This is a genomic window from Photobacterium sp. 53610 (genome assembly GCF_036409375.1).
GTDB lineage: Bacteria > Pseudomonadota > Gammaproteobacteria > Enterobacterales > Vibrionaceae > Photobacterium.
The window spans coordinates 1-18077 of the sequence record NZ_JAXOFS010000004.1 but is presented as its reverse complement, the minus strand read 5'-3'; the positions used below and the strand labels follow the sequence as shown (position 1 = coordinate 18077).

Annotated in this window: 23 protein-coding genes; 22 read left to right on the top strand and 1 reads right to left on the bottom strand. The window is 47.6% G+C overall.

Features of this window, described 5'->3' with window-relative positions:
• Nucleotides 1-56 precede the first annotated feature (56 nt).
• The 20 genes from SPK40_RS12225 (at nucleotide 57) to SPK40_RS12130 (ending at nucleotide 13540) form a co-directional block, all read left to right on the top strand.
• Nucleotides 57-1184, top strand: coding sequence for a DUF3541 domain-containing protein (locus tag SPK40_RS12225; RefSeq protein WP_248139397.1), 1128 nt, complete (start codon nucleotides 57-59; stop codon nucleotides 1182-1184).
• A 71-nt stretch (nucleotides 1185-1255) separates the two neighbouring features.
• Nucleotides 1256-1873, top strand: a complete 618-nt coding sequence (locus SPK40_RS12220) for an NUDIX hydrolase (protein ID WP_330960643.1) — start codon at nucleotides 1256-1258, stop codon at nucleotides 1871-1873.
• Between the two features lie 50 nt (nucleotides 1874-1923).
• Complete coding sequence (locus tag SPK40_RS12215; protein ID WP_330960642.1) at nucleotides 1924-2520, top strand: DUF2238 domain-containing protein; 597 nt, start codon at nucleotides 1924-1926, stop codon at nucleotides 2518-2520.
• Nucleotides 2521-2522: 2 nt separating this feature from the next.
• Nucleotides 2523-2837 (top strand): NIPSNAP family protein, encoded by a 315-nt coding sequence (locus SPK40_RS12210; RefSeq protein WP_248139403.1) that lies wholly within the window; start codon nucleotides 2523-2525, stop codon nucleotides 2835-2837.
• Nucleotides 2834-3301 (top strand): GNAT family N-acetyltransferase, encoded by a 468-nt coding sequence (locus SPK40_RS12205; protein ID WP_248139405.1) that lies wholly within the window; start codon nucleotides 2834-2836, stop codon nucleotides 3299-3301. Before SPK40_RS12210 ends, SPK40_RS12205 begins: the two co-directional genes overlap by 4 nt.
• 302 nt (nucleotides 3302-3603) lie before the next feature.
• Complete coding sequence (locus SPK40_RS12200) at nucleotides 3604-3948, top strand: hypothetical protein (protein ID WP_330960641.1); 345 nt, start codon at nucleotides 3604-3606, stop codon at nucleotides 3946-3948.
• Between the two features lie 201 nt (nucleotides 3949-4149).
• Nucleotides 4150-4641 (top strand): hypothetical protein, encoded by a 492-nt coding sequence (locus SPK40_RS12195; RefSeq protein WP_330960640.1) that lies wholly within the window; start codon nucleotides 4150-4152, stop codon nucleotides 4639-4641.
• 686 nt (nucleotides 4642-5327) lie between these two features.
• On the top strand, nucleotides 5328-5813 hold the full coding sequence (locus tag SPK40_RS12190; RefSeq protein WP_330960639.1) for a DUF4260 domain-containing protein: 486 nt from the start codon (nucleotides 5328-5330) through the stop codon (nucleotides 5811-5813).
• A 71-nt stretch (nucleotides 5814-5884) separates the two neighbouring features.
• Nucleotides 5885-6442, top strand: coding sequence for a GNAT family N-acetyltransferase (locus SPK40_RS12185; protein WP_330960638.1), 558 nt, complete (start codon nucleotides 5885-5887; stop codon nucleotides 6440-6442).
• A 179-nt stretch (nucleotides 6443-6621) separates the two neighbouring features.
• Nucleotides 6622-7038: an ester cyclase gene (locus tag SPK40_RS12180; RefSeq protein ID WP_248139413.1), complete on the top strand. Its 417-nt coding sequence runs from the start codon at nucleotides 6622-6624 to the stop codon at nucleotides 7036-7038.
• Between the two features lie 164 nt (nucleotides 7039-7202).
• Nucleotides 7203-7640, top strand: coding sequence for a hypothetical protein (locus SPK40_RS12175; RefSeq protein WP_330960637.1), 438 nt, complete (start codon nucleotides 7203-7205; stop codon nucleotides 7638-7640).
• A gap of 107 nt (nucleotides 7641-7747) precedes the next feature.
• Nucleotides 7748-8704, top strand: coding sequence for an alpha/beta hydrolase family esterase (locus SPK40_RS12170; RefSeq protein ID WP_330960636.1), 957 nt, complete (start codon nucleotides 7748-7750; stop codon nucleotides 8702-8704).
• A 3-nt stretch (nucleotides 8705-8707) separates the two neighbouring features.
• Complete coding sequence (locus SPK40_RS12165; protein ID WP_248139417.1) at nucleotides 8708-8956, top strand: hypothetical protein; 249 nt, start codon at nucleotides 8708-8710, stop codon at nucleotides 8954-8956.
• Nucleotides 8957-9031: 75 nt separating this feature from the next.
• A complete protein-coding gene (locus SPK40_RS12160; protein ID WP_442957570.1) occupies nucleotides 9032-9469 on the top strand; it encodes an acetyltransferase in 438 nt (145 codons plus the stop codon).
• 268 nt (nucleotides 9470-9737) lie between these two features.
• On the top strand, nucleotides 9738-10034 hold the full coding sequence (locus SPK40_RS12155) for a DUF6916 family protein (protein ID WP_330960635.1): 297 nt from the start codon (nucleotides 9738-9740) through the stop codon (nucleotides 10032-10034).
• Nucleotides 10035-10049: 15 nt separating this feature from the next.
• Entirely contained in the window at nucleotides 10050-10589 is a 540-nt protein-coding gene (locus tag SPK40_RS12150) for a phage tail protein (RefSeq protein ID WP_330960634.1), read from the top strand.
• A 14-nt stretch (nucleotides 10590-10603) separates the two neighbouring features.
• Nucleotides 10604-11125: a phage tail protein gene (locus tag SPK40_RS12145; RefSeq protein ID WP_248139422.1), complete on the top strand. Its 522-nt coding sequence runs from the start codon at nucleotides 10604-10606 to the stop codon at nucleotides 11123-11125.
• A gap of 12 nt (nucleotides 11126-11137) precedes the next feature.
• Nucleotides 11138-11668: a phage tail protein gene (locus SPK40_RS12140; protein WP_248139424.1), complete on the top strand. Its 531-nt coding sequence runs from the start codon at nucleotides 11138-11140 to the stop codon at nucleotides 11666-11668.
• Between the two features lie 37 nt (nucleotides 11669-11705).
• The gene (locus tag SPK40_RS12135; protein WP_330960633.1) at nucleotides 11706-12995 is read left to right on the top strand and encodes a S8 family serine peptidase; all 1290 of its coding nucleotides are present in this window, start codon (nucleotides 11706-11708) and stop codon (nucleotides 12993-12995) included.
• A gap of 17 nt (nucleotides 12996-13012) precedes the next feature.
• The gene (locus SPK40_RS12130) at nucleotides 13013-13540 is read left to right on the top strand and encodes a GNAT family N-acetyltransferase (protein WP_330960632.1); all 528 of its coding nucleotides are present in this window, start codon (nucleotides 13013-13015) and stop codon (nucleotides 13538-13540) included.
• A gap of 9 nt (nucleotides 13541-13549) precedes the next feature.
• Here SPK40_RS12130 and SPK40_RS12125 read toward each other — a convergent pair whose 3' ends face one another.
• The gene (locus SPK40_RS12125; RefSeq protein ID WP_330960631.1) at nucleotides 13550-14836 is read right to left on the bottom strand and encodes a sulfotransferase; all 1287 of its coding nucleotides are present in this window, start codon (nucleotides 14834-14836) and stop codon (nucleotides 13550-13552) included.
• A gap of 88 nt (nucleotides 14837-14924) precedes the next feature.
• Between SPK40_RS12125 and SPK40_RS12120 the strand changes: the two genes are divergently transcribed.
• Nucleotides 14925-15998, top strand: a complete 1074-nt coding sequence (locus tag SPK40_RS12120) for a TIGR03032 family protein (protein ID WP_330960630.1) — start codon at nucleotides 14925-14927, stop codon at nucleotides 15996-15998.
• Nucleotides 15999-16252: 254 nt separating this feature from the next.
• On the top strand, nucleotides 16253-18077 hold a 1825-nt coding region (locus SPK40_RS12115), incomplete at its 3' end, for an Ig-like domain-containing protein (RefSeq protein ID WP_330960629.1).

The window sequence follows — 18077 nt, the reverse complement described above, 5'->3', positions numbered from 1 at the left end:
CTTCAGCTCGCCATGGCTTTGCTATGTTTATGTCATTCATACATAAAGGGATTGTTATGAAAACGGTGCGCAGCTCTATCATCTATCTTCTGATTGCCTTGCTGTCATTGCCGGGGTGGTCGGCAGTACAAATCTATCCTCAGCAGAATCATGCGGTTGTTCAGCAACAGGTGCTGCCTGCTTATGCTGAGGATGCAGCCCTGATTCGGCATACCTTCGAAACCCGGCTTTATATGCTGCCCGCTTTTAAGATGGGCCATTATGGTTTGCGAATGTACCGCCAGACTTTAGACCCAAAATATAAATCGGCGGTGTGGGCAGACATGGCACGGGTGGCGGACCGTCTGAATGAAGTCAGTGAAGACATCTACACACCAGCGCAAGTAAAGGCTTACTCCGATGCGCGTGAAGCCAGATACAGTCAGAAAGAAGGGGCGCGCAGTGAGCTCAGGTACCTGGCGACCCGCAAGTATCCCGAATATTATTTTTTGGGTGTCGATTTACTGGGTTCAATGGCACGGGCGAATGAATACGGTCTGAAACATAAATCTGATCACAAGCTGCGGGAGATTCTCCGCCGTTACGACTTTGCACGGTATGCGACTGATCCGGAGATGATTCGGGCCTGGGCAGCTCAACTGGCGAATCAGGTTTACTGGCTCCGTCAGCTGGGAGAGCAGGATGTGGTGGAGCCTTTTATTACGGCTTTCCGTGCGACCTATCCTGACAGCAAAGACAAGCAACTGAGTGAGCAGCAGTACATGAACAAAATTTATGGGATGACGCATATCCTGTTTGCGGCTTCGTCCTATTATCAGTATCAGCTCAGGGAAAGTGACTTTCAGTGGATTTACGATCACTTTCGTCACAACATCGATCATATCCTTCTGCACACCAAAGAAGATGTGATTGCCGAGGTCGGTATCAGTTTTCTTTTGGCGGGTCTGGAAAAAGATCCGGTTGTTGAAAAAGCGCGAAAAGCCATTCAGAAAGCCATCGACCGAAAAGCGGGTATGGTGCCATCGGTGAAAGGGGAAACCGAGCTGGTGGATAGCGAGCACCGTAACACCCTGGCGATTATGCTGCTGGACTGGCGTGGCGCGCATCCAGCCCCTGTTTACCAGCGGCAACCCGGAATGTTTACCAATTTACCTTATGGTTTGATGCCCGGAAATCAGGAATAACGGCAGTGCGTGTGCTGATGTAGTGTGTTATTGTGCATATTCTGTAATGAGGCACGAGAACTGAGATAAGAATGACAGACCCGTTGGTATGGGCAATTCAGCTGCAGGCAATCGCCCAGGCGGGTAAAGCTTACACAAAAGATCCGTATGATCTGGAACGGTTTGGCCAGATAGAAGCGATTTCCCAGCAAATGCTGGCTGAACTCAGTCATGAGCCATTGGCAAAAATTCAGAATCTTTTTATTCCGGAAACGGGATATCCGACGCCGAAAGTCGATTTGAGGGCGGGTGTGATTCGTGAATACCGGATACTGCTCGTGCGAGAGCGGGAAGATGATTGCTGGACCTTACCGGGTGGCTGGGCTGATGTCTGTGAGACACCGTCGGAAGGGATCGTTCGTGAAGTGATGGAAGAATCCGGTCTTCTGGTGGGCAATCCCAGACTGGTTGCAATCAAAGACAGAGCAGCGCACCCTTATCAGCCGGCGTATCCTTATCATATTTATAAGTTGTTTTTTCTCTGTGATTATATTTCAGGTGATCCGAGTGAGAATCTTGAAATCTCGGAAGTCGCTTTTTTTGATCGCCATTCCATTCCGCCTCTTTCTCTCAGTCGGGTGCTGGCAGAAGATATTGCCATGATGTTTTGTCATGATGATGATATCCGTTTGCCGGTCCGGACAGATTAATTACACTCCGATACAAGTTTTTATTTCACACTGATAACAAAGGCAAGACGATGAAATTTATCTGGCTGGCTATTTTTGCTGCTGTACTGATCTGGTCGGGTATTGACCCCAAAGATACATTCACCTGGTTTCTGGAAGTCCTTCCGGCCATGATCGGACTGGTTCTGATTGTCTGGACATACAATACATTCCGGCTGACACCGCTATTGTATGGGCTGATTTTACTTCACTGTATTGTCCTGATGTTCGGTGGTCATTATACGTACGCGGAAGTGCCATGGTTTGACAATCTTTTTGGGGCCGAACGGAATAATTACGACAAAGTCGGACATTTTTTCCAGGGCTTTGTACCTGCCATTCTGGCGCGTGAGATTCTGATCCGAAAACAAATCATCAACGGTGCATTCTGGGTGAGCTTTGTTTCGGTCTCGATTTGCTTAGCCTTCAGTGCATTTTATGAACTGATTGAATGGTGGGTGGCTCTGGCAACCGGAGAAAATGCAGAAGCATTCCTGGGGACCCAGGGGTATGTCTGGGATACCCAGTCTGATATGGGATTTGCTTTACTGGGCGCACTTAGTGCCATTCTACTTCTTTCTCGCTGGCATAACGGTCAGCTCGCGACAGTCTCTGTGAAAAGGATTTAAATATGGTGACCTGTTATTTACGTTACGTGATTGACCCGTATAAAGTGAAAGAATTCGAAGAATATGCCCGGATGTGGATCCCGCTGGTGAATCAGTTTGGCGGTCAGCATCACGGCTATTTCCTGCCCTCAGAAGGTGCAAGTGATATCGCACTGGCGTTGTTTTCTTTTCCGAGTCTGGCGGCATACGAAGCGTATCGCAATCAAGCCAAAGATGATCCTGAGTGTATCCGCGCGGTTCAATTTGCGGAAGAAACCCGGTGTTTTCTGAGTTATGAACGAAGCTTTTTCAGTCCGGTTTTCGGGGAGAGTCAATGAGTATTCGTATCGCAGATTTGTCTGATGCGAAGGCCATCAGCGAACTGATTCAACCCGCATTACGACAGCATGTTTTGCCAACCGTCGCCCCTCAAGTCCATGAGATGTTGCTGAACACGATGTCGGCGCAAAGTATTACGAATTATCTGAATCAGGGATATCGTTATCATGTCGCTGAACAGGTGTCGGGTGAGATCATTGGTGTGGTTGGCATGAAGGAAAACAGCCATCTGTATCATTTGTTTGTGCGTGATGATCATCATGGTAAAGGGCTTTCACGCCAGCTCTGGGAAACTGCGAAAAATGCATGCCTGCAGCATGGAAATCCGGGTCAGTTTACAGTGAATTCCGCATTGAATGCTGAACGTGTCTATCAGGCATTCGGTTTTCAACGTGTCGACGGCATCCGTGATCGGGACGGCATGCTGGATGTGCCAATGGTGCTGAATCTCAGTGTTGGATGAAATCGGATACTTCTTATCATCATTGAAGATGTCATCTTAGCCTGGCTGCAGTCTTCCGGCAGACCAGGCTTTAGAAGCATAATTTTGTCCGAATCCACAGATATCTCAAGAAAACTCTAAAGATTGGTGAAATTAAGAGCATATCATCTTATTATGCTCGCAATTTCGCATTTGCTTTCGAACTGTAGCGTACTTCGGGAGCGTGAGTATGCACTTTGGCTTGGTGTTCTCTCTAAAAAGCGGACTCAGTTTTTGTGCGGATATGACGCATTCGTGCAAGGTTGTTTTAATGATTTCTCCGATTGACATTGATTAAGGGCTATATGATGAAAAAAATGATGAAATTGTCGCTACTGCTGGCATGCACCGTGTATTCGCAGGCAAGTCTGGCTGAAATTTGCTCTCAAAATTATAATGAATTGCCTGGTCTGGTCGGCCTTGATTCTGCATCAGGAAATATTTATGCAACAACAAGATCGAATACGAATGAATGCTCATGCTCTGAAGTTCGTTTTACAAAAGAAAATACAGATACAGATACCGCACTCAGCATTTTGCTGGCAGCCAAAATGGCGAATAAAAAAGTCAGAGTCGACTTAAAAGATAAGAATGACTGCAATACAGCGTATCGGGTTTATGTACATTGATTTAAATTTGAATCAGTGAATAAAACATGTGATAAAAATTATGTGTTCTGATTTTTCAGAGCACATATCTATATAATAATGACGATTAAACGTTACTTTAGATAGTCAGTGTGTCTGTTTATATTATGGTCTGAAACTTTTACAAGGATGAATGAAAGTATCATGCAGTGATGAAAATCCACACTATGATTTGGAAGTTTTATGCATATTTTTACATTGAAAAAATCTTATGTGAATAAAATAAAATTTGTTTTTTTGCTCAGCTTTTTATTGCTTATTTTAGTGAATCTTTGGGCGTTTCTGCCCGATGAAAAAATTGGTGATCCTGAAGAAGCTTTTCAGATGTCTTTATGCGCGAGTATTTTTCTTGTTCTTTTCATGGCCTATGCAGGGTATGAATTCCGGAAGTTATACCAATATGATATTGAGTGTGATGATAATGGCTTATGGTATAAATATAAAGGAAAAGACAATGGTTTTGTGTCTTGGCTGGATATATCAGAAGTAAAAGAAAAATTTATCACGCAACGCTTGGATATACATGATTTTAGTGGGAAGAACATCATTCGTGTTTCCTATGATTTGACTGAATATGATTTATTGAGAAGCCATATTGTCGAAAGCATGCCAGCAGAAGGTGGTGACTACGACAGAGATGTATTCAAAAAAATTTTGGCTATCATCTTTTCATGATATTTGGCACAGTCTTCGTTTCAGCCCTTATGATCATGTGGGCTGAGACATCAGATTCTATATTTCTTGGTTATACAGGGCTCGCCTTTATTCTGGTGGTTTTTTCCTATGAGTATTTAAAGACACCGACAGGTATCTGCTTGGGCAATCACGCTATCGAAATTCGTTATCCTTTGTCAAAAAAAGAAATGAAATTTCATGAAATTCAGGGGGTTCATCTAGTGGATCAATTTGAGAGAGGTCACGTATTCCTGAAGTATGGGTTGTCTCAAAGCGTAGAGATAAACCTTTCAAGCTGAGATCATTTGGGGTTGATGCCAATGTGCTGTATAGAGCAATTCTGAAAAGGATACCGTCCTAAGTTCCTTCACTGTTTCTGTTGGCTCAAAAAAACAGAAAAGGTTAATGGCGCAGCGCATGTGAGAAACGATCGGGAACTAGAAACATCAGACTTTATCGTTTGTTCAGTCTCGCTGGCTCAGGTGTCTGGCCTGTCGGTTGAGAATGGATACTGAGAACGCATTCTTGACGTCTGAGTGAAGGTGATAACAGATTTTATTGTGATCTTCCTGAAATTGCAGATGTATTTGTTTCGTATCATGCCGAATTGAAAGACGGCATCCGGCATGCGCAGAAAACAGCCCGTGGTGATCTTCGTCAAGTGCAGTTTTATGTATGGATAACGAATGACGAACAACTTATCGCAGAAAAGTTTCATCAATCACGGTCATACTATACTTCGCCTTTTCAATTGCACAGGAAGATGGGAAATGTCATCAGCAACCGGAAATGTTCGCACATTGCTTCGAATGGAAGGATTGTGCCTTTTAGTCATCTCATTACTTGTTTATGCGCACCTTAACATGTCGTGGTCGACATTTGCCTGGTTCATCTTTGCACCAGATCTTGCCTTGTTCGCTTACCTTTTTTATTCGAAGCTGGGCGCAATTGCTTACAATCTGACTCATTCGCTGGTCGGTGCATTGACCATGATTGCCGTTGGTTATTTGAATGCATCGGATCTGTTGATTCAGGCTGGATTAATCTGGTGCGCGCATATTGGTTTTGACCGTGCGCTGGGTTATGGCCTGAAATATGCGTCGGGCTTTCATGACACACATTTGGGACAAATCGGAAAGCGTCCGATCACAGCGCAGGAGAACCAGCTCTGATGCTGAGGTTCAGGTTGATGCTGTCTGGTGAATTGGCCAGTTGAATACTGTAAATAAATTGGGAGGTTTTCGTGAATATAGAACTTCAATTAGCGACAGAACATCACCTGGATGGGTTCTTTGCTTATTTAGATAGACACCTTCGGGAAAATGGAATCGGTTCGACACCATTCTTTCAGCCGTTATCTGCCGAAGCGTCGAAATTGACGCCAGAGCTGGAGCAGCGTTTCAGGTTGGCAGTGCCTCGTGAGATTGATGAGCTTGGCTGGCGGAAGCTGTTTATCGCAACAGAGGGTGATGCAGTGATCGGTCATATTGATATCAGGCCGTATCCTGACCGCCATACTGAGCATCGGGTGTTGCTGGGGATGGGGGTTGACGCTGCTGTCAGAGGACAAGGTTTAGGAACCCAGCTCATTGCTTTTCTCATCGACTGGGTCCGAACCCATACGGCCATTGAATATATCGATCTTTGGGTTCTTTCTGAAAATCATGCAGCGAAAGCGCTTTACCGAAAGTGTGGCTTTATCAAGTGTGGCGAAATTGAAGATAAGTTCCGAATCGATGGAAAATCACATGCTTACACCATGATGTCCCTGACGGTGAACCGAAATTTTAATGCCGCGTGATCCGTCAGATGACAACTCGCATTACACCTGGTGATGCGATTCATTGTGTTGCGTGACTGATGGGCTGAAGTCTGTTGATCACCCAATGATTTCAAGAGGGATGTGTAAAAGTGAGTCACCAAAGATCCCTGTGATGGTTCACACTCATAGTCCGGTTTTCTCAAAAATAGGATGTCATTATGAGTGGGTTGGCTGAACAAGCGCTGCAGTTCTTTGATGCGTGTGAAACAGGGAAAGGTTGGGAAGTGTGTAAAACCTATTGTCACTCCGATGCGACTTTTTCAGCGCAGGCTGCGGCGCTTGCCGATATCAGGACAATTCAGGGGTATACCGAATGGACGAAAGGTCTGTTTGGCCCGATACCCGATGGCCACTATGAGCTGCGTTTCTTTGCCGAGGACTCAGAGCGTGCCTGTGTGGCGGCTTATGCGGTCTATCACGGTACAAATACCGGACCGGGTGGCCCGGTTGATCCGACAGGTAAAACGGTGGCGGCGGACTATGTATACGTCATGCAGTTTGAGGGAAACCTCATCCGGCATATGACAAAAATCTGGAATGATGGGTTTAGCCTCCAGCAGCTGGGCTGGGTCTAAAGTTTTCATTCCGGGGCATGCACAATGTGCATGCAGCATACTTCCGTTAAAAAATGGCACGCTTGAACCGCCAAGTGTGCCTTTCTTTATGGATGTGAAATTTCATCATTCATTGATGAATATTGTTGTTCCTATTTCAGGATAGTTTTAAAGAAGGAAAAGAGATGCACCCGAACCGGCACGCGATTGCTTTTGGAAGTCTTGTATTTTTAATGGTTGTGATTGTTGGCAATATTTTACTGACGCTGTGGGCTTGGCCTCAGTACAAAGTGTATAAGCAGGAAATGGATGGGATTGCGGCGCTGAAAGAAGCGGAATGGAGCAAAAAGATTCTGATTGAAGAAGCAAAAGCGAGAGAACAGGCTTCACTCATGCAGGCAAAAGCCAGAATTACTCTGGCGAAAGCTGAAGGCCAGGCCGATATAGAGCGGGCAAAAGCTGCAGCTGAAGCGAACCGAATTATTGGCGAATCGCTGAAAAATAATGAAGAGTATCTTCGTTATGTGTGGATCAAAGGGCTTCAGGACGGTAAAGGGGAGCGAATTTATATTCCGACAGAAGCTGGTTTACCAATTCTGGAAGCAGGCAAAGCACAAAACTGACAGTCAGCACTTCACCTGAGTTGCTGAGACTGTTCAGATGAACAATACGCCAAATGCTGCATCATATTGAAGCAGAGTTATATTGAATCATCAGCATGGAGGAATCAGTGCGTCAGTTAATCTCAGCTTTATTCGTCATCTTTGCCGTGCTGTTCATCCCGGTCGCAGCAAGTGCACAGTCGCTCAACAATCGGGCAGAGAAGGCTTCAGGTGTCGTGCAACAGTCCATCATGATTGATGGATTGCAACGCAGTTATTATGTTCACTTTCCACCGGTTTCCCGGACACCGGCCAGATTGCCTCTGGTGCTGGTGCTCCATGGCGGCGGAAGAGGGAATGGTCTCACGCCTGCCCGCTATATGGGATTTACGGCATTGGCAGACCGCGAACATTTCATTGTGGCATACCCCAATGGTGTGGATGCTTTTTGGCGTGACGGCAGAGACCTGACATTTCGTGGTGATATTGAAGGACGAGTTGATGATGTTGCGTATATTTCTGCGCTCATCGATCGTTTTGTTCATCAATATCATGTTGATCCGAAGCGGGTGTATGTCACCGGCATTTCCAACGGCGGTATGATGACCTTGCGCTTGGGATGTGAACTCAGTGCTAAATTGGCCGCCATTGCCCCGATTGCGGCCAATATTCCCAGGCGCATATACAATACCTGTCAACCAGCAGCTTCACTTCCTGTCCTTGTGATGAATGGTACGGCAGATCCTCTGGTACCTTATGATGGTGGGGATGTCCGTTTTTTTCGTCAAAGGCGGGGGAAAGTGGTTTCAACGCAAGAGACAGTGTTGTTTTGGCGACAGCAGAATCAGTGCCGTGGTATGCCAGAAACCCGACAATTACCTGATCGGGACACAGGTGACAGTTCGCGAGTGACCCGGACAATTTATGGAAGCTCATGTCCGGTGGAACTGTATACGGTCATTGGTGGCGGTCATACTCTGTCGGGCAGTGACTTGCCCGATCTTCCCCGGATTTTGGGACAGAAAAACAGAGATATTGACGGAGCAGCAGTCATCTGGACATTTTTTAAAAAGCATTCGAGATAATTGATGATGAAGTTCATTGCCATGTTTGGATGGATATTCTTGATTGGTTCGCTTGCCCTGTTTGCCAGTGACTGGTTTCCGGTGAGTGTATCCTCCGAACCATTTACGTCATTCTCCGGGACCGACGACTATGCTCGTGTGGTTTCAGGTCATGACAGCGAATGGGAACTCCTGGCGGAGATGAAACTACCAGCTTTATTCACTGGCTTGCTGATGATTGTTTATGCTTGGTACCGCGGCCGTTCAAAGTAAATTGAAAACTATTTGAATGGTTCTTTGGAAAATAAATGTTAATAGCTTTTTCAAGGAAATGGTTTGGTAAGCGTTATGATGAAAATAGAACAAGCGAAAAAGAAAGATCATCAGAAATTGATAGAGATTTGGGAATCTTCCGTCAGAGCGACTCACGACTTTCTGAAGGAATCTGATCTGCAGGCCCTGAAGCCGCTCATTCTGAATCAGTATTTCGATGCGGTAGACCTGAAGTGTGTCAGAAACCCGGATGGGGAAATCATGGGATTTTGTGGTGTACATGGTGACAATATTGAAATGCTTTTTGTTTCACCGGATGTCCGGGGCAAAGGTGTGGGTTCTGCATTGGTGCATCATGCCATTCATGTTCAGAGTGTAAAGAAAGTGGATGTTAATGAGCAAAATGAACAAGCGTTAGGGTTTTATCAGCATTTGGGGTTTACGGTAACCAGCCGTTCGCCGCTGGACGGGCAAGGTAACCCTTATCCTATATTGCATCTGGCGCTCTGCTGATCGTCTTTCCTCCTGATTCATTCAATCTCCCCGACATACGCTGCGAACGCTGATGGATATATATCGACTCATCAATCCATTGGTTGCCGGGTCGTTTTTTATCGCGATATCAATACTGTATGTTTTCTCTGTATATCCAGATGTGTTTGTATGATCGAACATCAAGTTTTCATGATCCGTTTTGTTGGAGGGGATTTCTTGCTCTACACCTAATGGGTGGAAACTGAAACATCCATCAGCAGTAAATGTAATTGTGACGGGAGGCGACATGGAGCAGTTTACTTTCGAACGACTGGAAAAAATGGTCGGCGAAAAAATATCAGTGGCATTGGATGACAAGACAACCCGAAATATTGAGATTACCGGTGTGCAACGGACAAACACGCAAAATAAGGCGTGGGATTCTTTTGCGTTGTATCTCAATTGTGGCGATTTAGAGGGTGGTATAGCACAGGGTACTTATTTATTCAGCCACCAGAAATTAGGTGAAGCAGCACTGTTTGTTTCCCCGAATTCTGAAAAAGAGCTGGAAGTGATTTTCTCCCGGAAGGCAGTCCAGTCTTAATCAGCAGAGGTGAGTATGGAACCTTATATCGGTAATATTCAGATGTTTGGGGCATTTTTTGCACCCAGGAACTATGCGTTGTGTAATGGCCAAATCCTGGATATCAACCAGAACCAGACACTCTATGTGCTCTTGGGAAATACATTTGGCGGCACCCCGCAGTTGAATTTCCAATTACCGGATTTACAGGGGCGAATGCCGGTCAATCCCGGAACCCTCAAACCTTCAAACACGAATCTGAGTCAGGGACAACTTGGCGGCTTGGAGTCCGTTGCCTTGCTGCAATCAGAAATGCCTGCTCATAATCATGTCGTGAATGCTTCATCACAAGTGGGCGACTCGCCAAGACCAAATAATAAAAAGCTGACGCAGCCGACGGTCTTTGCAGCATCAGCCCAGAATACATCTGTTTATTCCTTACCTGCCAATCTGGTGAAGATGAATGGGCTGGCAATCGGTGCAACCGGTGCCGGTACTGCGCATAACAATATGCAGCCAAGTACCGCCGTGAATTTTTGCATTGCTTTGACCGGTATTTTCCCGAATAGAGATTGAAATGGAGATTATTTATGTCTACACGTTTTCTGTCGGAAATTACGCTTTTTGCGGGTAACTATTCACCTGAGCAGTGGGCATATTGCTACGGTGATGTGGTGCCTATTGTGAACAATGAAGCGCTGTATTCGTTGCTTGGAACCACCAATGGCGGGGATGGTCGCACAACATTTGCTTTGCCTGATCTTCGGGGGCGCGTGCCGGTTGGTATGGGGCAGGGCAAAGGGCTGACACTCAGAAATCAGGGGAGTCGGTTCGGAGAAGAATCTGTGGTTCTTGACATTAAAAATCTGCCGGAACATACGCATTCACTCATCGCTTCTTCTGACAGCGCCGTCTCACCTGAACCCTCTTCCTCTTTTGTCCTGGGGAAAGCAAATCAGTATTTTGCCAATCCGGCGGCAGAAGACATGGTTGCCATGAAAACGGACGCGATTGCATCCACGGGCAGCGGCCTGGCGCACAATAATATGGCACCCGTGCTGGCGCTGAATTTTATTATTTGCACAGCGGGTGTTTACCCGCAAAGAAGCTGAGGGGATGGCAAGATGAGTGAAGCATTTTACGGCGAAATCATGATGATGCCTTACAACTATGCGCCTCGTTACTGGGCCGTCTGTTACGGGCAGAAAATGAGCACTGTACAGAACCAGGCTTTGTTCTCCGTGATTCAGAATATTTTTGGTCCATGGGACCCGAACTATTTTTATCTGCCGGATCTCAGGGGCAGGGTACCTATGGGGGCAGGCCGGGGACCGGGGTTAACCCCATATCAGATTGGTAATGTCATCGGGAGTGATCAGGTTTCATTGACCGATCAACAGATCCCGCCTCACACCCATCAGTTGTCGGGTACCTTTAAACCAGGTTCTACAGATGTTGCACAGGGAGCCGTACCGGGTCTGTTGACGGATAGCATCACGGTTGAAAACCGATACAGTACAGGCGATGTTGATACCAAACTGAATCTTGGCAGTCTGGATATGGCGGGTCAGAGCCTTCCGCATGAAAATATGCAGCCGTATCTGGCCATTAACTTTTGCATCTGTATTGACGGGGTTTATCCGGTCCGTTCATGACGATGTTCAGGCTGTGACTGTCACTAAGGTATTTGGAATGCGCACAATCAGCATTTACTGGCTGATTGTGCTGTTTGCGATCTTTGTAGCGGGTCAGGCTGAGGCCCGCAAGATCTGGCCGGCATCGCTGACGGTGCAGTATCAGGGACAACCGGTCAGGTTGTCTTTTGAAAAGCTTCAGCAGGATGAGCCGGTGTATTCGCATCCTGCGATGGGGAACGCAGGTCTCCGGCTGAGCCATCGGGTCTTGTTTCGTCATGACAAATCACTGAATTTCAATCAGCTTGATGCTCTGAAAGGCCGGCGAGTTGCCCGGGTGTTTGAGCTGGAGTCCGTCTATTGGTCCGTGGTGTTGACACAGGGGGCGGCAGACTCTCTGAGTCTGGTTGAGTCGTTACGGCATGCAGACGGGGTGACGTTGGCTGAACCTGATTTCCTGCAAGTTCGGCTGCATCGAAACCGGGAACCTGTTTTTTCACCCAGCGTCCAGGCGAAAGCTGTCAGAACCCAGCTATCTCTGACTCATTGGCCTGCGCAGGCGGGGGCGGGCATGCGGGTAGCTGTGATTGATGCGGCTTTCAGTTTATCAGATCCAACGCTGCAGCCGATGTCGGTGCTGTTTCATTACGATGTGGATCATCGTCGTGAACTTCCGCTGAACGCAAAAGCGTTAGCGGCGTTTCAGTTCGATACGCTACATGGCGATGGTGATTTAGCGATGATCTGGTCGCGGCATCCGGATTTTACCGGGCTGGCGCCGGATGCCAGTGCCATTTTACTGCGCCGGGATAAAAACTGGACCTCAGATATTCTGATTGCGTTGCAACTGGCCTTTCTGAAGGAAGCGGATTTGATTCAGGCAGCCTGGACATTGCCATTCACGCAGCAAGCGCTGACGGATGCGTTGCTCATGCTGAAAGCACAGGGGCGACATGGCAAAGGGCTGGTCGTGGTTGCTGCAGCCGGAAATCAGTCACAGAATCTGGATGCGAATTTTGCGCTGGCGGCACAACCGCAGGTGCTGGCCGTGAATGCGGTAAGTGCGGGTACACAATGGCCCGCAACGGGCCGCAATCTTGCCACTGCCGTTGAAGTTCCCTATCAGGTTTATTCAAGTGCAACCCAGACATACAGTCTGGCGTATTCAAACACCTCTGCAGCCACGGCGGCAACAACGGGTGTACTGGCTGCCGTGCTGAGTGTTCAGCCCACGCTGACGGCTGCTCAGTTACATCATTTGGTGCGCCAGTTCAGTCAGCCGGTTCTGGATGCACAAAGCCTGATGCAGCATGTGCAAAGGACGCAGAATCAAAATGTAAGGCTTTGATACAAGGAAGAAAAAAGATGCAATTACAGGATTTAAAACTGCCGGGTGGTTTACATGTCCGGCCTTCGAACCGTTCGGCGGCAGACCGTATATTTCTGGAGCAATTACATAACGAGCGACGGGATGATTTGCGTTTGATTGACGGTGAACGTGATTTTATTGAGTCGCTGATCGACATGCAGTTCAAAGCCATGAATCAGGGCTATGGCGATCAGTATCCTGAAGCTCTTTATTTTGTGATTGAGTATCACAAAGAAGCGGTTGGCAGAGCGGTGCTGGATTTTTCTCAGGGCAAGGTGCATCTCATTGATATTGCTTTTAAACGGGAAGCCAGAGGGCATGGTCTGGGCGAAGCCGTGATCCGGTCATTTATGTATTCAGCGAATCAGTTAAAGGCGCCCATGATGCTCTCGGTTCAGCAGATCAATCAGGGCGCAAGGCAGCTTTACCTGAAACTGGGATTTACCATTGAGCAGGCAGAGCCGCCTTATGAGCGGATGATTTGGTATCCGCCCAGCCTGCGACCGGTCTTCGCTGGCGTATAAGCCAGCGGATTAAACCGGGTAACCAAATCGGGCAAACAGTTCCGCATTCGGCTGAAAAAAGGCTTCTGCGACAGCCCGCTCATTGTCCGTCAGCCTGGCGATTTGCGTCGCATTACGATTATCCAGCGCAGACTTCTGACCCTTCACCCATCGTGGCGGGATGAAGTCGATGTCTTCAAACGCCGGAATAAATTTGCGGATTGTCTGCGCAGTCGCTTCCGGTGAATCGCAGACGTCTTCATAACGAATCAACAGGTGAGGAGATTCGCACTGCTGCAAATTTGCTTCCTGCTGCCGGAAGCACCACAAAACATGTTGTGCTGCCAGGGATTCAACCTCTGGTAAATCCCGTCTGGCCCGGACGACTGATTCAAACATGGCGTATGGATTACGGATCAGAAAGAGGAATTTCGCATCATCAAACTCCTCAGCTAACATCGCCATCCGGGCAATGTTACAGGGCGATTTTTCCACAAAGATACTGGCAGTCCCGGATTGCGGCGTTGCCACGCCGGACCAGAGGTTGCGAATTGCCGGCCAGTCGTAAGCTTTGGAGCACTGAAGTTTATTCAGTGTATTGAATTGGCTCCAGACAAAATGACTGTTATCCCGGTTGGGATTCGGTCCGGCAAACCCGGCAATATAATGACCTTCACCAGGCAGGGTAATGGCATTTTGACAGTCGCTGAGCGCAGCAGACATGAGGGATGATCCGGAATTGTTCGGGCTCAAGATAAACAAGTGGCTGCTGGCGTTTTGAATACGTTTGACGGGCCTGGCATCGAAAATCAGGTGAATCCTGTCTTCATCAGAGGGATTGACCACACGGTGTAATCCAAGATTATTGATGTCGTACATCACCCCGGTTTTAAAATGGAATGGTTGCTGATCCAAATAAAACATGACGGCATCATTGGTCACTATTGGCACATGAACGCGGTGGTACCGGGCAAATATCGGTGCGCTGTCACTGTGTTCCGCAATTTCAGCACCTGCCGGTAATTTGGCAAACATCAGTTTCGCAATATCCAGTTTGGAATAACCATAGTATTGCGCGAAACGGGCAAATATCGGGGCCAGCAAAGGCTGCATGACCGATAATAATTCCGTATTAGTTTCAGTAAATTCATCGGTTTTAAAATACAGCACCAGACTTTCCGTCTGTTTGTGCACTGCATAGGTGTTTTGGCGATAAGTATTTGCCTTCCAGGCGGAATCCGGTAATTGTTTCAAATGCCGGGTGATTTCGGTGATATCGACATCACCAATTCGGATGCAGGCTTTATCGAGACGCATAATTTACCCGTGAAAGTCAGAATGAAATATCTGAGTCTGTATATATTGTAAGCACCATATCTTTATTTCCGGATAAAAATCAATCGCTATGACTGAGCAAGAAGTGAAACTCAATTACGTCATGACCAGTTGTGCTCGTTTTCCAATGTTGCTGCATTCTATGAAAAGCAGTTTATTGGTGAGTGCTCATCATCTGGATTGTCTGTTTGTCATCAGCAGTGATGGGGAAACCCTCCGGGTTGAACATGTCCGGGTTCCTCAGTTACTCGGGATTGCATTGCGTGACGATCAGCAGCGGTTATCTCTGGCTGCAGCCCATCAGCTCTGGGAATACCGGCAAGTAATGTCATCTTCGGAACTGGTGATATCTCCGAATCATTCGACGGCGCGGGATACCATTTTTTATCCCTGTGGTTCCATCATGACGGGTGACCTGAATACACATGATCTAGCCTGGGGAGGTGAAGCGCTGTTCATGGTGAACACCCGGTTTAATTGTATTGCCAAAGCGGTTTACGGGAAAAGTTTTGAACATGTCTGGCGGCCGCCGTTTATTTCAGAGCTGGTTGCTGAAGACCGCTGCCATCTGAACGGGCTGGCCATGAAAGACGGATCGCCAGCTTATGTCAGTTATTTTGCAGTTTCGGATGTTCAGTACGGCTGGCGGGAAGGCAGTAGTTTCGATGGTCAGATTATGCGGATTGAGGATAATCAGACCGTGCTCAGTGGCCTGTGTTTGCCCCATTCGCCGAGACTTCATCAGGGATATCTGTATTTTTGTGAATCCGGTACCGGGCGGCTGTGGCGTTGTTTAGAGTCGAGTTTGCCTGCCACGAGAGCGGATCTGGAGCTGGTGGCCGAGTTTGATGGATTTACTCGCGGACTCCGGCTATTTGGTGAAATGGCTTTTGTCGGGTTATCCAGAGTCCGGAAGGCAAAAGACGGTTCTTCCCGGCACACGGATATGCCGCTTCTGGAGAAAAAAAACGAATTACTGTCCGGCGTGAGCGTGATTGATATCCGCAATGGTCATGAAATTGCACGTTTGGTGTTTTCAGGCGATTTAAACCAGATTTATGACGTTGAATTGCTGTTTGGCAGTAATAATCCACTATTCATTGACGTATATTCCGACCAAAGAACGGAATATTTTATGCTTTAAACGTCATTTTTGTGGTGAAATGAAATCATAAAATATTCTGATATGTCATATTTTTGATATGCGCTTCTTGCACATTCATCATCCTCTGTTTCAATAGCTACTAGTTGCACTAATTTCCATATTTTTTTGGTTTGAGTTCTCAACCGGGTTTTTCATTGAGTACTCAGTTGAGTCGCTGTTGTTCGCGCCCATGAATGGAAGATGTGATGCGGACATCACGCTCGTTTTTCGCATCACACTATTGCAGGCAGATTATGAACAACGGACTGATGATGTCGCAATTGGCTCATGCTACGCGACAGTTCTTCGCAGGCTCGGATGAGGTGAGCGCTGAAATACTCGCTCTTCATCCCGTGAAACAAGATAATAAACGCTGGATATCGACGCTGGCTTTAGGTTTGGCTGGCAGTCAGCTCCTTATCGCGAGCGCCTACGCAGAGGCGACACAGCCTGTGCCTTTTGAATCAACTCAAGCGGAACCAACCGCCATTTCTCAGCCGGCCTCTTCCGGGCTTGAATTTGATCTGAACACTTTTTTATCCCAAACCCAAAATCTGAATCCAGGGCTTCAGGCATCGAAACGTGTCGTCGGTGAGCTGTCACCATTTTCGGACGGAGCTTCCGGCTCACAGCCCGGAGAAGCCATGCTTGCGGCCGGGGAATGCTATCTCTATGTCTGTACCAATAATCCCGGCCAGCTCTGTAATACGGATGCGGATTGTAATACGTCACCACCATCCAACAATGCCCCCTCGAATATCAGTCTGACGTCTTCCAACATCAATCAGTCTGCGACGGCTTCCGGCGCGGATGTGGGCACCTTGTCGACGACGGATGCTGACAGCGGGGACTCACACAGCTATTCACTGGTTTCGAAAGGGAGCAGTGCTTTCGGCAGCTGTACTTCAGATGCAGATAACAGTCAGTTTCAAATTAACGGTGCGATACTGGAAACCGGGAGCGCATTGTCTCCTGGTAGCTATAGCATTTGTGTTCAGACGTATGATGGCACGACCACTTACCAGAAACCGTTCACAATTTCCGTTGCCGATGATGTTGCACCTTCAGCACCTTCGACGCCGGATTTATCTTCATCCTCAGATACCGGTACTTCTGACAGTGATAATCTGACCAAGAATGTCACTTTGACCTTTACCGGCACCGCTGAAGATGGCAGTACAGTGGAACTTTTCAGTGATCAGTCAGGCAGTACGCCATTGGGATCCTCGTCGGTGACGGGAGGAAACTGGAGCATAACGACCAGTACGTTATCCTCAGGCGTGACCCATGTGATCACAGCCAAAGCCACAGACAGCAGTAATAACCAGAGTGTGGCGTCATCCGGACTCAGTGTCACGATTGATACGACGTCGCCTACCGGACACAGCGTTGCGCTGGATAAGAGTCAATACAACAGCAGCAATGCCGGCAGTGTCGCTTTTAACTTCTCCGGTGGTGAGGTAGGCGCACAATACAGCTATTCCGTTACTTCCAGTGGCGGCGGAACAGCAGTGACCGGGTCAGGAACACTCAGTAGTGGCTCGCAGACGGTCTCAGGCATCGACGTGTCCGGCTTATCCGATGGCACGATCGTTTTGTCCGTCACATTGACCGATGCTGCCGGGAATGCGGCGACGGCTGTGGCCAGTACCGCAACCCTGGATACAACAAAACCTGGTATTACCATTACGAGTGATAAGTTGGCTCTGAAGCTGGGTGAGGCTGCTACGCTCACCTTCACCCTGAGTGAAAGCAGCAGCGACTTCTCGGCCGCAGATGTAACTGTGTCCGGCGGTAGTTTGTCAAACTTTACCGGCAGTGGCACCAGTTACAGTGCGACCTTTACCCCGAATCTCAATATCACGCTCGGTACGATTGATGTTGCGGCCAATGTATTTACAGACAGCGCTGGGAATAACAATACGGCAGCGATACAACTGAGTCTTGTGGTCGATGTGATTCCGCCCACGGTCACCATCACCAGCGACAAGTCGGCCCTGAAGCAGGGTGAAACCGCGACCTTAACCTTTACCCTGAGCGAAAGCAGCAGTGATTTCGCGGCCGGGGATGTGATTGTTG

Coding starts and splice junctions, on each gene's coding strand:
- SPK40_RS12145 (WP_248139422.1), top strand. CDS start 10,604: ATGTCTACACGTTTTCTGTCGGAAATTACGCTTTTTGCGGGTAACTAT.
- SPK40_RS12155 (WP_330960635.1), top strand. CDS start 9,738: ATGGAGCAGTTTACTTTCGAACGACTGGAAAAAATGGTCGGCGAAAAA.
- SPK40_RS12180 (WP_248139413.1), top strand. CDS start 6,622: ATGAGTGGGTTGGCTGAACAAGCGCTGCAGTTCTTTGATGCGTGTGAA.
- SPK40_RS12150 (WP_330960634.1), top strand. CDS start 10,050: ATGGAACCTTATATCGGTAATATTCAGATGTTTGGGGCATTTTTTGCA.
- SPK40_RS12175 (WP_330960637.1), top strand. CDS start 7,203: ATGCACCCGAACCGGCACGCGATTGCTTTTGGAAGTCTTGTATTTTTA.
- SPK40_RS12195 (WP_330960640.1), top strand. CDS start 4,150: ATGCATATTTTTACATTGAAAAAATCTTATGTGAATAAAATAAAATTT.
- SPK40_RS12215 (WP_330960642.1), top strand. CDS start 1,924: ATGAAATTTATCTGGCTGGCTATTTTTGCTGCTGTACTGATCTGGTCG.
- SPK40_RS12190 (WP_330960639.1), top strand. CDS start 5,328: ATGACGAACAACTTATCGCAGAAAAGTTTCATCAATCACGGTCATACT.
- SPK40_RS12130 (WP_330960632.1), top strand. CDS start 13,013: ATGCAATTACAGGATTTAAAACTGCCGGGTGGTTTACATGTCCGGCCT.
- SPK40_RS12205 (WP_248139405.1), top strand. CDS start 2,834: ATGAGTATTCGTATCGCAGATTTGTCTGATGCGAAGGCCATCAGCGAA.
- SPK40_RS12220 (WP_330960643.1), top strand. CDS start 1,256: ATGACAGACCCGTTGGTATGGGCAATTCAGCTGCAGGCAATCGCCCAG.
- SPK40_RS12135 (WP_330960633.1), top strand. CDS start 11,706: ATGCGCACAATCAGCATTTACTGGCTGATTGTGCTGTTTGCGATCTTT.
- SPK40_RS12210 (WP_248139403.1), top strand. CDS start 2,523: ATGGTGACCTGTTATTTACGTTACGTGATTGACCCGTATAAAGTGAAA.
- SPK40_RS12225 (WP_248139397.1), top strand. CDS start 57: ATGAAAACGGTGCGCAGCTCTATCATCTATCTTCTGATTGCCTTGCTG.
- SPK40_RS12165 (WP_248139417.1), top strand. CDS start 8,708: ATGATGAAGTTCATTGCCATGTTTGGATGGATATTCTTGATTGGTTCG.
- SPK40_RS12140 (WP_248139424.1), top strand. CDS start 11,138: ATGAGTGAAGCATTTTACGGCGAAATCATGATGATGCCTTACAACTAT.
- SPK40_RS12120 (WP_330960630.1), top strand. CDS start 14,925: ATGACTGAGCAAGAAGTGAAACTCAATTACGTCATGACCAGTTGTGCT.
- SPK40_RS12125 (WP_330960631.1), bottom strand. CDS start 14,836: ATGCGTCTCGATAAAGCCTGCATCCGAATTGGTGATGTCGATATCACC.
- SPK40_RS12160 (WP_442957570.1), top strand. CDS start 9,032: ATGATGAAAATAGAACAAGCGAAAAAGAAAGATCATCAGAAATTGATA.